The sequence below is a fragment of the Methylobacterium sp. Ger2507 genome (assembly GCF_055231875.1).
Map to the genome: position 1 here is coordinate 1533147 of NZ_JBUYVC010000001.1, position 14917 is coordinate 1548063.

Annotated in this window: 14 protein-coding genes; all 14 read left to right on the top strand. The window is 64.2% G+C overall.

The window, feature by feature from the left end; translation table 11 throughout:
* Positions 1 to 168 precede the first annotated feature (168 nt).
* Entirely contained in the window at positions 169 to 534 is a 366-nt protein-coding gene (locus ACV7NL_RS07120; protein ID WP_056179973.1) for an NADH-quinone oxidoreductase subunit A, read from the top strand.
* A gap of 90 nt (positions 535 to 624) precedes the next feature.
* Positions 625 to 1212, top strand: coding sequence for a NuoB/complex I 20 kDa subunit family protein (locus ACV7NL_RS07125; protein WP_463355277.1), 588 nt, complete (start codon positions 625 to 627; stop codon positions 1210 to 1212).
* An 18-nt stretch (positions 1213 to 1230) separates the two neighbouring features.
* On the top strand, positions 1231 to 1878 hold the full coding sequence (locus tag ACV7NL_RS07130) for an NADH-quinone oxidoreductase subunit C (RefSeq protein WP_463355278.1): 648 nt from the start codon (positions 1231 to 1233) through the stop codon (positions 1876 to 1878).
* 16 nt (positions 1879 to 1894) lie between these two features.
* A complete protein-coding gene (locus ACV7NL_RS07135) occupies positions 1895 to 3085 on the top strand; it encodes an NADH-quinone oxidoreductase subunit D (protein ID WP_056178923.1) in 1191 nt (396 codons plus the stop codon).
* Positions 3086 to 3104: 19 nt separating this feature from the next.
* Positions 3105 to 4214, top strand: coding sequence for an NADH-quinone oxidoreductase subunit NuoE (nuoE, locus tag ACV7NL_RS07140; protein WP_463357071.1), 1110 nt, complete (start codon positions 3105 to 3107; stop codon positions 4212 to 4214).
* Position 4215: 1 nt separating this feature from the next.
* The gene (nuoF, locus tag ACV7NL_RS07145) at positions 4216 to 5517 is read left to right on the top strand and encodes an NADH-quinone oxidoreductase subunit NuoF (RefSeq protein ID WP_056178930.1); all 1302 of its coding nucleotides are present in this window, start codon (positions 4216 to 4218) and stop codon (positions 5515 to 5517) included.
* Positions 5518 to 5640: 123 nt separating this feature from the next.
* On the top strand, positions 5641 to 6075 hold the full coding sequence (locus ACV7NL_RS07150) for a TM2 domain-containing protein (protein WP_463355279.1): 435 nt from the start codon (positions 5641 to 5643) through the stop codon (positions 6073 to 6075).
* A gap of 36 nt (positions 6076 to 6111) precedes the next feature.
* Positions 6112 to 8193 (top strand): NADH-quinone oxidoreductase subunit NuoG, encoded by a 2082-nt coding sequence (gene nuoG / locus ACV7NL_RS07155; protein WP_463355280.1) that lies wholly within the window; start codon positions 6112 to 6114, stop codon positions 8191 to 8193.
* A 12-nt stretch (positions 8194 to 8205) separates the two neighbouring features.
* Positions 8206 to 9228: an NADH-quinone oxidoreductase subunit NuoH gene (gene nuoH, locus ACV7NL_RS07160; RefSeq protein WP_056483763.1), complete on the top strand. Its 1023-nt coding sequence runs from the start codon at positions 8206 to 8208 to the stop codon at positions 9226 to 9228.
* Between the two features lie 24 nt (positions 9229 to 9252).
* Positions 9253 to 9741: an NADH-quinone oxidoreductase subunit NuoI gene (nuoI, locus tag ACV7NL_RS07165; protein WP_056178940.1), complete on the top strand. Its 489-nt coding sequence runs from the start codon at positions 9253 to 9255 to the stop codon at positions 9739 to 9741.
* Positions 9742 to 9929: 188 nt separating this feature from the next.
* Positions 9930 to 10550: an NADH-quinone oxidoreductase subunit J gene (locus tag ACV7NL_RS07170; protein WP_463355281.1), complete on the top strand. Its 621-nt coding sequence runs from the start codon at positions 9930 to 9932 to the stop codon at positions 10548 to 10550.
* Positions 10551 to 10593: 43 nt separating this feature from the next.
* Complete coding sequence (gene nuoK, locus ACV7NL_RS07175) at positions 10594 to 10899, top strand: NADH-quinone oxidoreductase subunit NuoK (RefSeq protein WP_055947368.1); 306 nt, start codon at positions 10594 to 10596, stop codon at positions 10897 to 10899.
* Positions 10900 to 11216: 317 nt separating this feature from the next.
* Positions 11217 to 13352 (top strand): NADH-quinone oxidoreductase subunit L, encoded by a 2136-nt coding sequence (gene nuoL / locus ACV7NL_RS07180; RefSeq protein WP_463355282.1) that lies wholly within the window; start codon positions 11217 to 11219, stop codon positions 13350 to 13352.
* Positions 13353 to 13383: 31 nt separating this feature from the next.
* The gene (locus ACV7NL_RS07185; RefSeq protein ID WP_463355283.1) at positions 13384 to 14907 is read left to right on the top strand and encodes an NADH-quinone oxidoreductase subunit M; all 1524 of its coding nucleotides are present in this window, start codon (positions 13384 to 13386) and stop codon (positions 14905 to 14907) included.
* The last annotated feature ends 10 nt before the right edge of the window (positions 14908 to 14917 follow it).

Genomic DNA, 14917 nt, shown 5'->3' on the forward strand with positions numbered 1-14917 from the left:
GAAGAACTACCTGGGATGCATGCGAGATTTTGTGCGACGCACGATGCCCTTGTTTCACTCCAGGGGGTCGTCTAAGCCTCGCGCCTGCGCAGTCTGGCATTGGAGCAATTCCACGTGGCCGACGGCGCTCAGGGCGTCGCAATCGCCCGCGAACACGAGGGGTCCTGCATGACCGGCCTGATGGCAGACTATCTGCCGCTCATCGTCTTTATCGGCGTTTCGGGATTCATCGCCGTAGCTCTGCTCGTCGCCCCCTTCCTGGTTGCTTATAACAGCCCCGATCCCGAGAAGCTTTCAGCTTACGAATGTGGCTTCAACGCCTTTGATGACGCGCGGATGAAGTTCGACGTTCGCTTCTATCTCGTTGCAATCCTGTTTATCATCTTCGACCTCGAGGTCGCCTTTCTTTTCCCGTGGGCGATTACCTTCGGTGAGCTCGGTTGGTTCGGCATGTGGTCGATGATGGCGTTTCTCGGGGTTCTGACCGTGGGGTTCGTCTATGAGTGGCGCAAGGGCGCGCTCGAGTGGGACTAGCGCTCACGAATCACAGCTCGCTCTACGCCTGCCTGTTCGAGCTCCGTCTATCCGAACTCAGCCTGCCCGAAGCCTGATCCCGAGAAACCGATGGCCTTCAGCCCCGACCTGTCCCGCGCTCCGGCGATCGCGCCGGCTCCGAAAGGGATCATTGATCCCAACACGGGGCTGCCGATCGGCGCGAACGATGCGACCTTCCTGTCGATCAACAATGAACTCGCTGATCGCGGTTTCCTGGTCACCTCTACGGACGACCTCATCAATTGGGCGCGGACCGGCTCGCTCATGTGGATGACCTTCGGCCTCGCCTGCTGCGCCGTCGAGATGATGCAGATGTCGATGCCGCGCTACGATTGCGAGCGCTTCGGTTTCGCGCCACGCGGATCGCCCCGGCAATCCGATGTCATGATCGTTGCCGGCACCCTGACCAACAAGATGGCGCCCGCCCTCCGCAAAGTCTACGATCAGATGCCGGAACCGCGCTACGTGATCTCCATGGGCTCGTGTGCCAATGGCGGCGGCTATTATCACTATTCCTACTCGGTGGTGCGCGGATGCGACCGGGTGGTGCCGGTCGATATCTATGTTCCGGGTTGCCCCCCGACCGCCGAGGCGCTGCTTTACGGCGTACTCCTGCTCCAGAAGAAGATCCGCCGCATTGGCACGATCGAGCGCTAGGAATAAGGACGCTCCGGCATGACCAACGGCATCAGCATCCTTGCTCACACGAGTCCCGATTCGGGCATGACGGCGCTTGAGCGAATCGGCGATCACGTCGCCGGTGCCCTTGGCCCCGCGATCGTCTCGCGTGCCATCGCGTTCGGCGAGTTGACCCTCGTGGTCCAGGCAAGCGATATCGTCTATGCACTGACCTATCTGCGCGATGATCCAGCCTGTGCCTTCCGCTGCTTCATTGACATTTGCGGCGCGGACTATCCGGCCCGTGAGAAGCGGTTCGATGTGGTCTATCACCTGCTCTCGTTGCGCCATAACACCCGCATCCGCGTGAAGGTTCAGACCGACGACCAGACGCCAGTACCCTCCGTCATCGAGGTTTTCCCGGCGGCGAATTGGTTCGAGCGGGAGACTTACGACCTCTACGGCATTCTGTTCTCGGGCCATCCGGATTTACGGCGTCTGCTCACCGATTACGGCTTCGAAGGGCACCCGCTGCGGAAGGACTTTCCCCTTACGGGCTTCGTCGAGGTCCGCTACGACCAGGATGAGGCGCGCGTGGTCTACGAGCCCGTAAAGCTCACCCAGGAATTTCGGAACTTCGACTTCCTCTCGCCGTGGGAGGGCACGGAATACGTGCTTCCGGGCGACGAGAAGACGTCGGCTTGAGCGGCGGAGCGAGGCCATGACCGAGCACAACATCCGCAATTTCGCGATCAATTTCGGGCCCCAGCATCCGGCCGCGCACGGGGTGCTGCGCTTGGTGCTGGAACTCGACGGCGAGATCGTCGAGCGGGTCGACCCGCATATCGGCCTGCTGCATCGCGGCACCGAGAAGCTGATCGAGCACAAGACCTACCTGCAGGCGACGCCCTATTTCGATCGGCTCGACTACGTCTCCCCGATGAACCAGGAGCATGCCTTCTGCCTCGGCATCGAGAAGTTGCTCGGGTTGCAGGTGCCTCGGCGCGCCCAACTCATCCGCACCCTGTTCTGCGAGATCGGCCGCATCCTCTCCCATCTGCTTAACGTCACCACGCAGGCGATGGACGTCGGTGCCCTGACGCCGCCGCTCTGGGGCTTCGAGGAGCGTGAGAAGCTGATGATCTTCTACGAGCGCGCGTCGGGCGCTCGCCTGCATGCCAACTACTTCCGTCCCGGTGGCGTCCATCAGGACCTGCCGCCCGCACTCATCGACGACATCGAGGCGTTCATTGATCCCTTCCTGCAGGTGGTCGACGACCTCGACAACCTTGTCATGGGAAACCGTATCTTCAAGCAGCGCAACGTCGATATCGGCATCGTCACGGTCGATGAGGCGATGGCCTGGGGCTTTTCTGGCGTGATGGTGCGCGGCTCAGGGATTCCCTGGGATCTGCGCAAATCGCAGCCCTACGAAGCCTACGAGGAAATGGAATTCGACATCCCCGTGGGGAAGAACGGCGACACCTATGATCGCCAGGTCATCCGCATGGAAGAGATGCGCGAATCAGCCAAGATCATGAAGCAGTGCTGCATCAAGCTGCGCGAGCCAGCCGGTCAGGGGCCGATTTCCGCCACCGACGGCAAGATCGCACCGCCGCCGCGCCGCGAGATGAAGCGCTCGATGGAGGCGCTGATTCACCATTTCAAGCTCTACACCGAGGGCTTCCACGTGCCGGCCGGCGAAGTCTATGCCGCCGTCGAAGCGCCGAAGGGTGAGTTCGGCGTCTATCTCGTCGCCGACGGCACCAACAAGCCATATCGCTGCAAGATCCGCGCTCCAGGCTTCGCCCATCTCCAGGCGATGGACTGGATGTGCCGTGGCCACATGCTGGCCGACGTGTCCTGTGTGCTCGGCACCCTGGACATCGTGTTCGGCGAGGTGGACCGGTGACGATCAAGGTTCAGAACTGATGGCCAACCGCAGACTCGCCCCCGCATCCGAGCAACCCGCCGCCTTCGCGTTTTCGTCCGAGAACGCCGAGTGGGCGAAGGGCCAGATCGAGAAGTATCCGGAGGGGCGCCAGGCCTCGGCGGTGATTCCGCTCCTGTGGAAGGCGCAGGAGCAGAATGGCGGTTGGTTGCCGCAGAAGGCCATCGAAGCGGTGGCTGACGAACTCGGGATGCCGCATATCCGCGTGCTCGAAGTGGCGACGTTCTATACGATGTTCGCCCTGGAGCCAGTGGGTAGATTCTGGATCCAGCTTTGCGGGACCGTTCCATGTGATTCCTGCGGCGCGCGTGAGTTGAAAGACTACCTGCAGCACCGTCTCGGTGCTCCGGGTCATGTCAGCGCCGACGGCAACTTCTCCTGGCTCGAAGTCGAGTGTCTGGGCGCCTGCTGCAACGCGCCAATGGCGCAGATCAATCAGGATTACTACGAGGACCTGACACCTGACCTCCTCGGCAAGCTGATGGACGATCTGGCTGCAGGGCGGCCGGTGAAGGTTGGCTCGCAGGTCGGGCGAACCTCCTCGGAGCCCCTCGGTGGTGCCGACACCCTTATCGACGCAACCCTGTTCGACGGATCGCGCGTTGGTGCTTGGCGCAAGCGTTTCGAGGACAAAGAAGCCGAGGACGGCAGCGAGCAGGGCAAGGCCGAGGCCGCCTCGTCTGAGCAGCGTGCCGCTTCCGAGCCGAAGCCGGCTCGCCCCGATGCGGGCCGTGCCGTTGAGAAGCCGGTGACGGACGCGCCGGCTCAGCGTGCCGCAGCGGGGGAGATACCTGTGAAGGCCGGCGATACGGCAGACGCCGCCGACCCCAAGGAGTCGACCGCGACGTCGCCAACTCAGGCCGCACCGATGCCTGCTCCTGAAACGATCGCGAAGGCCGAAGCCGCCGGCGCGGAAGCCGGGACACAATCGGATCTGCCACGCAACGAGCCGCCGCCCCAGCCGGCCGCATCGGGTGCCAGCGCGGACATTGCGGAGGCTCCGCCGGTCGACAGGAAGCCGTCGACGGCGAAAGCCTCCAGCGCGAAGCCGTCCACCCCTCGGTCTCCCGCCCCCAAGAAGGGGAACTGACATGCTCGCCGATCAGGATCGCATCTTCACGAACCTCTATGGCCTGCACGCACCGGGGCTGGAAGCGGCCAAGCAGCGCGGCGCCTGGGACGGTACTAAGTTCCTCCTCGAGATGGGACGCGACTGGATCATCGACGAGATGAAGCAGTCGGGCCTGCGCGGGCGTGGTGGCGCTGGATTTCCGACCGGCCTTAAATGGTCGTTCATGCCCAAGAAGTCCGACGGGCGCCCCCATTATCTCGTGGTCAACGCCGACGAGTCCGAGCCGGGCACCTGCAAGGACCGGGAGATCATGCGGCATGATCCGCACCTCCTGATCGAGGGCTGCCTGCTGGCCTCGTTCGCGATGGCCGCCCATGCCTGCTACATCTATATCCGCGGCGAGTACGTCGCCGAGAAGCACGCCCTCCAGCGGGCCGTGGACGAGGCCTACGAAGCGCGGCTCGTCGGCAAGGACAACATCCACGGCTACCCCTTCGACATCTACGTCCATCACGGCGCCGGCGCCTATATCTGCGGCGAGGAAACGGCACTTCTGGAGAGCCTCGAGGGCAAGAAGGGCATGCCGCGCCTGAAGCCCCCGTTCCCGGCCAATATGGGCCTCTACGGCTGCCCGACGACGGTCAACAATGTCGAGTCGATCGCGGTGGCAGGCACCATCCTGCGTCGCGGTGGTGCCTGGTTCGCTGGCCTTGGCGGGAAGAACAACACCGGCACCAAGCTGTTCTGTGTCTCGGGCCACGTCAACAAGCCCTGCAATGTCGAAGAGGAGCTCGGAATCACCTTCCGCGAACTCATCGACAAGCATTGCGGCGGCATGCGCGGCGGTTGGGACAACCTGCTCTGCTCCATTCCTGGCGGCTCCTCGGTGCCCCTGGTGCCGGCCGAGCAGATCATCGACGCCAAGATGGACTTCGATACTCTGAAGAACCTCGGCTCCGGCCTTGGTACTGCGGCGGTCATCGTGCTGGACCGCTCCACCGACATCGTCTCGGCCATCGCCCGCATCGCCTACTTCTACAAGCACGAATCCTGCGGCCAGTGCACGCCCTGCCGCGAGGGCACAGGCTGGATGTGGCGCGTGATGCTGCGCATGGCCGAGGGCCGGGCCCAGCGCCGCGAGATCGACATGCTCCTCGACGTGACGAAGCAGATCGAGGGTCACACCATCTGTGCACTCGGTGACGCGGCGGCCTGGCCGATCCAGGGGCTGATCCGCCACTTCCGTCCCGAGATCGAGAAGCGCATCGACCGCTACAGCGCCAATCCGCATTCCGACCCGGTGCCGATGGCGGCCGAGTGACGATCCGATTTTTAGATCCTAGAGCTTAACCGTGGGCACGGCTCACTAATCCTGCTGCGAGCAAGTTTGAACTTAGTAAAAATGATTCAAATGTCTGGCTGATAGAGAGAAAAAGAGACTCTGATGCGTGGGAAAGTTCTGGGATACGATGATGCCGCCGGGCAGGGCATCATCAGCGGAGATGATGGCCTCCGATACCAGTTTGTTCGTGGCGCATTACAGGGCAGTCAGCGCATTTTGCTCCCTGGACAAGACGTTGACTTCGTTTCTGAGAACGGTGCTGCGCTGAATATCTTTGTGCTGAAGTCGAATAGCTTAGGCGATCGAAACAAGCTGGTTGCTGCTTTGCTGGCCTTTTTTCTGGGCCTTCTCGGCGCGCACAAGTTTTATCTCGGCCAGACGGGCTGGGGAATTGCCTACCTGCTGATGGGAACTGTCGGCTGGGTCACTCTGGGCATAATTCCGGGAATTCTAGCAATCGTCTGTCTCGTCGAGGCCATTGTTTACCTGACGAAGTCGGACGAAGCTTTTTACGCGCAATATGTCGCGAAGGTATAGTCGGGCGATGAAGACGGTCCGAGTAAGGGTACTGAGATGACCAAGATCGTCGTTGACGGCACCGAGGTCGATGTTCCGGCGGATTACACGCTGCTCCAGGCGTGCGAGATCGCGGGCGCGGAGATTCCGCGTTTTTGCTTCCATGAACGGCTGTCCATCGCGGGCAATTGCCGGATGTGTCTTGTCGAGCTGAAGGGCGCGCCGAAGCCGGTGGCCTCCTGCGCCTACGCGGTGAAGGATTGCCGGCCAGGTCCCAACGGCGAACCGCCGGAAGTGCTGACCCGCTCGGGCCAGACGAAGAAGGCTCGCGAGGGGGTGATGGAATTCCTCCTCATCAACCACCCGCTCGATTGCCCGATCTGCGACCAGGGCGGCCACTGCGATCTCCAAGACCAGGCGATGGCCTACGGCGTCGACTCGACCCGCTACGGCGAGAATAAGCGCGCGGTCGAGGAGAAATACATCGGTCCGCTGGTGCGGACCGCCATGAATCGGTGCATTCACTGCACCCGTTGCGTCCGCTTCCTGGCCGAAGTCGCTGGCGTGCCGGATCTCGGCGCCATCGGGCGCGGCGAGGACATGGAGATCACCAGCTACCTCGAATCCGCGATGGGCTCCGAGCTTCAGGGCAACGTCGCCGACCTCTGCCCCGTCGGCGCCTTGGTCCACAAGCCGCAGAGCTACGAGGTTCGGCCTTGGGAGCTGTCGAAAACTGAATCCGTCGATGTGATGGACGCGGTTGGCTGCGCCATCCGGGTCGATGCCCGCGGTCGCGAGGTCATGCAGATCGAGCCGCGGGTTCACGAGGGGATCAACGAGGAATGGATCTCCGATAAGACCCGCCACGCTGTGGACGGCCTGCGGACCCAGCGCCTGGACCGGCCGTATCTACGCGAAAATGGCCGGCTGCGTCCTGCGTCCTGGGGTGAGGCATTCGGCGCTATCGCCGCGAAGGTGAAGAGCACCGACCCGAAGCGCATGGGCGCGGTGGTCGGCGATCTGGCCGCTGTGGAGGAGATCTACGCGCTGAAGGCACTGATGACGTCGCTTGGTGTGACGAATCTCGATTGCCGGCAGGCCGGCGAAGCGATCGATCCGTCCTGGGGCCGGGCTGCCTACACCCTTGGCACCGGCATTGCCGGGATCGAAGACGCGGACGCGATCCTGCTCGTCGGAACCAATCCCCGTCTCGAAGCCTCGCTGCTCAACGTGCGCATCCGCAAGCGCTGGCGCATGGGACCTTTGGCCGTCGGCCTCATCGGCGAGCCCGTCGACCTCACCTATCCGCACACCTATCTGGGTGCCGGCCCCGAGACGCTGGCGAACCTCGCCTCCGGCCAGCACAGCTTCGCCGAGGCCCTGAAGGCCGCCAGCCGTCCGCTCATCATCGTCGGCACGGGGGCGCTCGCCCGACCCGACGGCGCCGCCATTCTGGCCGACGCGGCGAAGCTTGCGAAGGATATCGGCGCGGTGACGCCCGAGTGGAACGGCTTCGGCGTGCTCCAGACGGCTGCTGCGCGGGTCGGCGCCCTCGATCTCCGCTTCGTGCCGGGGGAGGGCGGGCTGGACTTCGCCGGGATCGCGGGAGCGGGTTCGCTCGATGTGGTATACAACCTAGGTGCCGACGAGGTCACAATCGAACCCGGCGCCTTCGTGATCTACCAGGGTACGCATGGCGATCGCGGTGCCACCCGCGCCGACGTCGTCCTGCCGGGTGCCGCGTATACCGAAAAAAGCGCCACCTACGTCAACCTCGAGGGTCGGGTGCAGACCACCAATCGGGCCGGCTTCCCGCCGGGCGATGCCCGAGAGGATTGGGCGATCCTGCGCGCCCTGTCGGACGTGCTCGGCCGGCGCCTGCCGTTCGATTCGCTGGCGGCGCTTCGGCGTGCCCTCTATGCCGAGCATCCGCACTTCGCCGCCCTCGATGCGATCGCCCCGAGCGACGCCGTGGCCACGGTCGAGACGTTGTCGGCCTTGAGCGGCGAGCCGAGCCGCACCGCCTTCGCCTCGGCGATCCCGGACTTCTATCTCAGCAACGCGATCGCCCGCGCCTCGCGGGTGCTCGCCGAGTGTTCGAGCCTCGCCCGGGTGCGCGGCCTCGAAGCGGCCGAATAAGGATTTCCTGCCATGACCTCCTGGGAAATTCTCGGCACCGTCCTGCTCCTGGTGCTCAAGAGCTTCGTCCTGCTGGCGCTGCTCCTCGTCTTCATCGCCTACGCCCTGCTGGCCGATCGCAAGATCTGGGCGGCGGTCCAGCTCCGGCGCGGACCCAACGTGGTCGGGCCCTGGGGTTTGTTCCAGTCCTTCGCCGATCTGCTGAAATTCGTCCTGAAGGAGCCGATCATCCCGGCTGGCGCCAACAAGGCGCTGTTCCTGCTGGCGCCCCTGGTCTTCGCCACCCTGGCGCTCGCCGCCTGGGCGGTGATCCCGCTGGCCGAGGGCTGGGCCATCGCCGACCTCAACGTCGGCATCACCTACATCTTCGCGATCTCTTCGCTCGGAGTGTACGGCGTGCTGATGGGCGGTTGGGCGTCGAACTCGAAATACGCCTTCCTGGGCGCGCTTCGCTCGGCGGCGCAGATGATTTCCTACGAGGTCTCCCTCGGCTTCGTCATCATCTGCGTCCTGCTCTGCGCCGGGTCGCTCAACCTGTCGCGCATCGTCATGGCGCAGGACACCTCGCTGGGCATACTGGGCTGGTACTGGCTCTGGCTGTTCCCGATGTTCGTGGTGTTCTTCATCTCGGCGCTGGCCGAGACGAACCGCCCGCCCTTCGATCTGCCGGAGGCGGAATCGGAACTCGTGGCTGGCTACATGGTCGAGTATTCCTCGACGCCGTACCTGCTGTTCATGCTGGGTGAGTACGTGGCCATCATGACCATGTGCGCGCTGGGTACGGTGCTGTTCCTCGGCGGCTGGCTCTCGCCGATCCCGTTCGCGCCCTTCACCTGGGTGCCGGGCCTGATCTGGTTCGCCCTGAAGGCCAGCTTCCTGTTCTTCATGATCGCCATGGTGAAGGCCATGGTGCCGCGCTACCGCTATGACCAGCTCATGCGCCTCGGCTGGAAGGTGTTCCTGCCGCTCTCGCTCGTCTCGGTCATCGTCGTCGCCTTTGTCCTCAAGCTCACCGGCCTCGCGCCGGGCGCCTGACAACCCCTCACGGAGATCCGAGCCATGAAGCTCGATCAGGTCGCTAAGGGTCTGCTGCTGAAGGAGTTCGCGTCCGGGTTCGTCCTGGCGATGAAGTACTTCTTCAAGCCGAAGGCCACGATCAACTACCCCTTCGAGATGGGCCATCGCGGCCCGCGCTTCCGGGGCGAGCACGCCCTGCGTCGCTACCCCAACGGCGAGGAACGCTGCATCGCCTGCAAGCTGTGCGAGGCGATCTGCCCCGCCCAGGCCATCACCATCGAGGCCGGCCCCCGCCGCAACGACGGCACCCGCCGCACGACGCGCTACGACCTCGACATGGTGAAATGCATCTATTGCGGCATGTGTCAGGAGGCCTGCCCGGTCGACGCGATCGTCGAGGGGCCGAACTTCGAGTTCTCGGTCGAGACCCGCGAGGAGCTTCTCTACGACAAGGAGAAGCTCCTGCTGAACGGTGACCGCTGGGAGCGCGAGATCGCCCGCAATCTTTCGGTGGACGCGCCCTACCGCTGAACGACCGGAATGCGGCCCGACTCCGGGCGGATGAAACAGAGCGCCGGTTCTGCCTCCGCGAAACCGGCCCAGGCGCGCCGAGGCGGTTGTGCACCGCAGGGGCGGGTTCTATAGACGGGCGGCCGGTGGGCCGTGGCACAGTTTCGGCAGAAGGGGCCGTCCTCGGGACGGCTGATCTCTAGAATCGCATGAGCGCAGCCGCTGCCTTCTTCTACCTGTTCGCAGGTGTGACCATCGCCTCGGGCTTCATGGTGATCGCCTCGCGCAATCCCGTGGCCTCCGTGCTCTTCCTCATCCTGGCCTTCGTGAACGCCGCCGGGCTGTTCGTGATGATGGGCGCCGAGTTCCTGGCGATGATCCTGGTCGTCGTCTATGTCGGCGCCGTCGCGGTGCTGTTCCTGTTCGTCGTGATGATGCTGGACGTGGATTTCGCCCAGCTGCGTCAGGGCTTCCAGCAATACCTGCCCATCGGCGCCCTGATCGGCGCGGTGTTCCTGATCGAGCTGCTGCTGGTGGTCGGGTCGTGGACCATCGATCCCGGATTGATCCAGGCGCCCCTCGGCCCGGTCGCCAGCGCCGAGGCGATCACCAACACCCAGGCCCTCGGCCGGGTGCTCTACACCGACTATGTCTTCTTCTTTCAGCTCGCCGGCCTGATCCTGCTGGTGGCGATGATCGGCGCCATCGTGCTGACCCTGCGCGACCGTCCGGGTGTCAAGCGTCAGAACATCTCCGTCCAGAACGCGCGCACGCAGGCCATGGCGGTGGAGACCCGCAAGGTACCCTCGCGCCAGGGCGTGGAAGTCTGATGGCCTGCGGACCTCGAACGGCAGAGACCGGGAGCCACATCCGATGATCGGCCTGAGCCACTACCTGACGGTCGCCGCGATCCTGTTCACGCTGGGCGTGCTCGGCATCTTCGTGAACCGCAAGAACGTCATCGTCATCCTGATGTCCGTCGAGCTGATCCTGCTCGCGGTCAACATCAACCTCGTCGCCTTCTCGACCCACCTCAACGACATCACCGGACAGGTCTTCGCCCTGTTCGTGCTGACCGTGGCGGCGGCGGAAGCGGCCATCGGCCTCGCCATCCTCGTCGTGTTCTTCCGAAACCGCGGTTCGATCGCGGTCGAGGACGTCAACATGATGAAGGGGTGAACATGGCCCCGACCGCGCCATCGATCCCCCTATCGCGCGGCTTGGCTGCTGTGTTGATCGGGGCCAGCGTCGCTGGCGTGGGCCAAGCCCTGGCCCTGGAGTCGTCCGTTCCACAAGGGTGGCGAGCGGAGCAAATGCTTGAAGCATCCCGGCAGATTGCGTGTGGCCCATGCAGGATTTGCTACCTTCTACCATCCGGTGAGGTAGTCTCTTCCTTCCTATTTTGTGGTCACTCTCGCTTCTAACTTCATCGAACGCGCGATTGGTCGGATGTTTTAAGATGATGCGAGTGAACTTGCTGGGGACGAACTGACGTTATGTATCACGCGATCGTCTTCCTCCCGCTCGTCGGTGCGCTGCTCGCCGGCCTGTTCGGCCGCCAGCTCGGCCCGAAGCTCAGCGAGGGCATCACCACCGGCCTCCTCGCCTTCTCGGCGCTGCTGTCCTGGGGCGCCTTCCTCGAGGTGCCCGGCACCGAGCACGCCACCCGCGTGCAGGTGGCGACCTGGTTCACCGCCGGCGACCTCGTGGTCGACTGGGCCTTCCGCATCGACACCCTGACGGTGATCATGCTGGTGGTGGTCACCTCGGTCTCGACCCTCGTGCACCTCTACTCCATCGGCTACATGGAGGAGGATCCGCACCGTCCGCGCTTCTTCGCCTACCTGTCGCTCTTCACCTTCGCCATGCTGATGCTGGTGACGGCTGACAACCTGGTGCAGATGTTCTTCGGCTGGGAGGGCGTCGGCCTCGCCTCCTACCTGCTGATCGGGTTCTGGTACGAGAAGCCCTCGGCCAACGCCGCCGCCATGAAGGCCTTCATCGTCAACCGCGTCGGCGATTTCGGGTTCTCGCTCGGCATCTTCCTGGTCTTCGTGCTGACGGGATCGATCGCCTTCGATGGCATCTTCGCTCGCGCGCCCGAGATCAAGGACGCGACCTTCCACTTCCTCGGCTACGACTGGAACGCCCTGACGCTCGCATGCCTGCTGCTGTTCATGGGTGCCATGGGCAAGTCGGCCCAGTTCCTGCTGCACACCTGGCTGCCCGACGCGATGGAGGGGCCGACCCCCGTCTCGGCGCTGATCCACGCCGCCACCATGGTGACGGCCGGCGTGTTCATGGTGGCGCGCCTGTCGCCGCTGTTCGAACTCGCTCCCAACGCCCTCATCGTGGTCACGGTGATCGGAGGCATCACGGCGTTCTTCGCCGCCACGATCGGCCTCGTGCAGAACGACATCAAGCGGGTGATCGCCTACTCGACCTGCTCGCAGCTCGGCTACATGTTCGTGGCGCTCGGCGTGGGCGCCTATTCGGCCGCCGTGTTCCACCTCTTCACCCACGCCTTCTTCAAGGCGCTGCTGTTCCTCGGCGCCGGCTCCGTCATCCACGCGATGCACCACGAGCAGGACATGCGGAACATGGGCAATCTCCGCCGCTACATTCCCTTCACCTCGGCGATGATGACCATCGGCACCCTGGCGTTGATCGGCTTCCCCTTCACCGCCGGCTATTACTCGAAGGACGCCATCATTGAGGCGGCCTATGCGTCGACGCGGCCCGGTCACACCCTGGCCTTCATCTGCACCGTCGTCGCCGCGCTGATGACCTCGTTCTATTCCTGGCGCCTGTTCTTCATGACCTTCGAGGGACCGGCGCGCTGGGCCGGCCATGGCGCCGCGCATCACGACGATCACCATGCCGCCGGGCATGCGGCTGTCCAGGCCGGCGCCTCCGCCCAGGCCGCGCATGTGGGTTCGTCGGCTGAGGCCGACGGCGCCCCGGGCCACCATGAGGGCGTCGCCCACGACGACAAGGGCCACGACGTCGAGCCGGCCTCGCACAGCGCCATCGAGCACCACGATCATGCGCATACGCCGCATGAGAGCCCACTGGTGATGACGATCCCCCTCGGCATCCTGGCCTTCGGGGCGCTCTTCGCCGGGCTGATCTTCAAGAACCGCTTCATCGGCGAGGGCATGGAGACATTCTGGGGCCACGCCCTGGGGCACGGCCCGGACAACCACATCATGCACGACATCCACGCGGTGCCGGCGCTGGTGGCCTACTCGCCCTTCATCATGATGCTGATCGGCTTCGTGCTGGCCTATTGGATGTATATCCGCCGGCCGGAACTGCCGGGCCAGCTCGCTGCCCAGCAGCCGAGCCTGTACCGGTTCCTGCTCAACAAGTGGTACTTCGACGAACTCTACGACCGGATCTTCGTCCGACCGGCCAAGGATTTCGGCAAGTTCCTCTGGAAGGAGGCCGATGGCCGGGTCATCGACGGCATGGGTCCGGACGGGATCGCCACCCGCGTCCTCGACGTGACCCGCGGCGTCGTCCGTCTCCAGACCGGCTACGTCTACCACTACGCCTTCGTCATGCTCGTCGGCGTCGCCGCACTCATCAGCTGGTACATGCTGACCGGCCTGCCCAAGGTCGCCCATTGATGGCCGCCGTCACGTATCGGAGCGCCCGCTCATGTTAGGCCTCGGAATCCTCTCCGGCCTCCTCATCGTGCCGCTCTGCGGCGCGGCCTTCATCCTCACCCTCGGGGAGGAGACCGAGGCTTCGAAGCGCAATGCCCGCTGGGCTGCGCTCATCACGACCCTCGCCACCTTCCTGCTCTCGCTGGTGGCCTGGGGCCGCTACGACGCGACGACCGCGAATTTCCAGCTGGTCGAGACCCATGCCTGGCTGAGCGAAACCACGCGGTTCAAGATCGGCGTCGACGGCTTCTCGATGCCGCTGATCCTGTTGACCACGTTCCTGATGCCGTTCTGCATCGGCGCCTCGTGGCTCTCGGTGAACACCCGGGTGAAGGAATACTTCGTCGCCTTCCTCGTCCTCGAGACGACGATGATCGGTGTGTTCTGCGCCCTCGATCTGGTGCTGTTCTACCTGTTCTTCGAGGCTGGCCTGATCCCGATGTTCCTCATCATCGGCATCTGGGGCGGCAAGCGGCGCATCTACGCCAGCTTCAAGTTCTTCCTCTACACCCTGCTCGGCTCGGTGCTGATGCTGCTCGCCATCATGGCGATGTATTGGCATGCCGGCACCACCGACATCCCGACCCTGCTGCACACCCGCTTCCCGGTGCATATGCAGACGTGGCTGTGGCTCGCCTTCTTCGCCTCCTTCGCGGTGAAGATGCCGATGTGGCCGGTCCATACCTGGCTGCCCGACGCGCACGTGGAGGCGCCGACCGCCGGCTCGGTGATCCTGGCGGGCATCCTGCTGAAGATGGGCGGCTACGGCTTCATCCGGATTTCGCTGCCGATGTTCCCGGATGCGAGCCAAGCCTTCGCCCCGATGGTGTTCGCCCTCTCGGTGATCGCCATCATCTTCACCTCGCTGATCGCCCTGATGCAGACCGACATCAAGAAGCTCATCGCCTACTCGTCGGTGGCGCATATGGGTTTCGTGACGCTCGGCCTGTTCACCATGAACGAGCAGGGCATCCAGGGCGCGCTGTTCCTGATGATCTCGCACGGCATCGTGTCGGGCGCGCTCTTCCTCTGCGTCGGCGTCGTCTACGACCGGATGCACACCCGCGAGATCGCCGCCTATGGCGGGCTGGTGAAGCGGATGCCGCTCTACGCGGCGGCCATGATGGTGTTCACGATGGCCAATGTCGGCCTGCCCGGGACGTCGGGCTTCGTCGGCGAGTTCCTGGCCATGATGGGGGCTTTCCGGGCCAACCCGACGGTGGCGTTCTTCTCGGTGTTCGGCATCATCCTGTCGGCCGGCTACGCCCTCTGGCTCTACGCCCGCGTGATCTACGGCAAGCTCGAGAAGCCCAACCTGCAGGGCATCCTCGACCTGGATCTCCGCGAAAAGATCATCATCGCGCCGCTCGTCGCCCTGACGATCTATTACGGCGTCCACCCGGCCCCCGTGCTCGACACCTTCGCGCCCTCGACGGAAGCGTTGATGCAGAGCATGCGGACCGCGCTCTCGAACACGCAGACCGCCGCGGCCACCCTGCCGTCCGTGTCGCGCTGAAGGCTTGATC

Coding starts and splice junctions, on each gene's coding strand:
- nuoF (WP_056178930.1), top strand. CDS start 4,216: ATGCTCGCCGATCAGGATCGCATCTTCACGAACCTCTATGGCCTGCAC.
- ACV7NL_RS07170 (WP_463355281.1), top strand. CDS start 9,930: ATGAGCGCAGCCGCTGCCTTCTTCTACCTGTTCGCAGGTGTGACCATC.
- nuoK (WP_055947368.1), top strand. CDS start 10,594: ATGATCGGCCTGAGCCACTACCTGACGGTCGCCGCGATCCTGTTCACG.
- ACV7NL_RS07120 (WP_056179973.1), top strand. CDS start 169: ATGACCGGCCTGATGGCAGACTATCTGCCGCTCATCGTCTTTATCGGC.
- nuoL (WP_463355282.1), top strand. CDS start 11,217: ATGTATCACGCGATCGTCTTCCTCCCGCTCGTCGGTGCGCTGCTCGCC.
- ACV7NL_RS07125 (WP_463355277.1), top strand. CDS start 625: ATGGCCTTCAGCCCCGACCTGTCCCGCGCTCCGGCGATCGCGCCGGCT.
- ACV7NL_RS07130 (WP_463355278.1), top strand. CDS start 1,231: ATGACCAACGGCATCAGCATCCTTGCTCACACGAGTCCCGATTCGGGC.
- nuoI (WP_056178940.1), top strand. CDS start 9,253: ATGAAGCTCGATCAGGTCGCTAAGGGTCTGCTGCTGAAGGAGTTCGCG.
- ACV7NL_RS07135 (WP_056178923.1), top strand. CDS start 1,895: ATGACCGAGCACAACATCCGCAATTTCGCGATCAATTTCGGGCCCCAG.
- nuoH (WP_056483763.1), top strand. CDS start 8,206: ATGACCTCCTGGGAAATTCTCGGCACCGTCCTGCTCCTGGTGCTCAAG.
- ACV7NL_RS07150 (WP_463355279.1), top strand. CDS start 5,641: ATGCGTGGGAAAGTTCTGGGATACGATGATGCCGCCGGGCAGGGCATC.
- ACV7NL_RS07185 (WP_463355283.1), top strand. CDS start 13,384: ATGTTAGGCCTCGGAATCCTCTCCGGCCTCCTCATCGTGCCGCTCTGC.
- nuoG (WP_463355280.1), top strand. CDS start 6,112: ATGACCAAGATCGTCGTTGACGGCACCGAGGTCGATGTTCCGGCGGAT.
- nuoE (WP_463357071.1), top strand. CDS start 3,105: ATGGCCAACCGCAGACTCGCCCCCGCATCCGAGCAACCCGCCGCCTTC.